The organism is Paenibacillus sp. P4_E11 (assembly GCF_056401635.1).
Genome location: NZ_JBFUIX010000443.1, coordinates 1 through 1,540 on the forward strand (window position 1 = coordinate 1; position 1,540 = coordinate 1,540).

The 1,540-nt window shown below is 50.0% G+C and carries 2 protein-coding genes; both read left to right on the forward strand.

The genetic code is table 11. The features are described 5' to 3' along the window. Positions 1-80 precede the first annotated feature (80 nt). Entirely contained in the window at positions 81-569 is a 489-nt protein-coding gene (locus AC1DWB_RS34945; protein WP_477545665.1) for a DUF4214 domain-containing protein, read from the forward strand. A 34-nt stretch (positions 570-603) separates the two neighbouring features. After that, on the forward strand, positions 604-1,530 hold the full coding sequence (locus AC1DWB_RS34950; protein WP_477545666.1) for an NAD-dependent epimerase/dehydratase family protein: 927 nt from the start codon (positions 604-606) through the stop codon (positions 1,528-1,530). The last annotated feature ends 10 nt before the right edge of the window (positions 1,531-1,540 follow it).

The following is a 1,540-nucleotide window of genomic DNA, read 5'->3' on the forward strand; positions in this document are numbered from 1 at the left end:
TCCTAGAGTCCAAACCAATTTCCAGTACTTTCATATCCTTATAACAGAAGACAAACCTGAATGCGGTTAGGAGGATGATTATGCGGATCGCGCAATTACTTCATCGCACTTATCAATATGTTCCGGAAGACTTCGTGAGAGAGATGTTCCGGCAAATTCTACATCGCGAAGCAGATGAGGCAAGCCTGATCGGCCACTTGCAGTTGATGGCAGCTGGACTGACGAAGAATTATATTACCACTGGACTATTGACCGGTCCCGAAGCCGGGGAGCTGCACCGGCAATCCCCTTCCAGGCCTCCAGAAGTTCCCGAGACGGTAATGGGAAGGCTCCAACATTTGTTCACGCTGCCACCAGATCACTTGGTCCACCATCTGTACGCGGAGCTCATGTGCCGAGCACCGGATCAAGCCGGTTTCGATTATCATGTAAGGCTGCTTCAAGGAGGGACATCGCCGCTCGAGATCGTCATCCTGTTCATGCTCTCCCCAGAGTGGAGTGAGCTGATGAACTCGGACCGGAATTTCATTGCCCGGAAAATCATGAATCATTATATGCATTCGCTATGAAATTAGAGGTCCAAAGGGAGGTAGAACCCAGGATATGAAGAAAGTGTGTGTCACGGGCGGAGCCGGATTTATCGGGTCGCATGTCGTGGATTCACTGGTAGAAGGCGGATGCTCTGTCTTGGTCATCGATAACCTCAGTTCCGGTAAGCGGGATGTTGTTCATCCGCAGGCGAAACTGATTGTTGCTGATATTGGCTCGGAAGAAGCCGAGCGTGYAATCGCCGAATATGAGCCGGAATGCCTGATTCATCTGGCTGCCCAGATCGATGTCGCTCGTTCGTTAGACGACCCCGTCAGCGATGCGGTCCATAACATCATCGGGACCATCAAGCTTCTTACCTTATGCCGCCGATACGGTATCCGTAAAATTGTCTACAGCTCCTCCTGTGCTGCATACGGGGAAACACCTGATTGCAGCATCGAAGAAACGTTTCCTGTAAAGCCTCTTTCCTTCTATGGCGTCTCCAAATCAGCTCCTGAAACTTATATCAGGCTCTATCGGGAATTGTATGGGCTTGAATATAGTATTCTTCGTTACGCGAATGTGTATGGTCCTCGTCAAACTCCCAAAGGAGAGGGCGGGGTCATAGCAGTTTTCTTGAAATCGCTTCTGAATGGCAATGTCCCCCGGATCTTCGGCAGCGGAGTCCAGACTCGGGATTTCGTATATGTCAAGGATGTGGCCAGGGCCAATATACTCGCTATGGAGAAAGGCAATGAAGAAATCATCAACATTGGAACGGATACGAAGACGAGCGTGGTCGAGCTGTTTCACAGCTTGACCAACTTACTAGCAATCGACGTAAAGCCACAATACGCACCAGCACGAACAGGCGACATCCTCTACAGTCGGCTCAGTCGAGAGAAAGCTGAACAGGTACTTGGGTGGCAGCCGGCTTATTCCCTACAGCAGGGTCTGTTGGAGACTATACGTTATACCGAGAACATCAACAACAAATAATGGTTTAGGG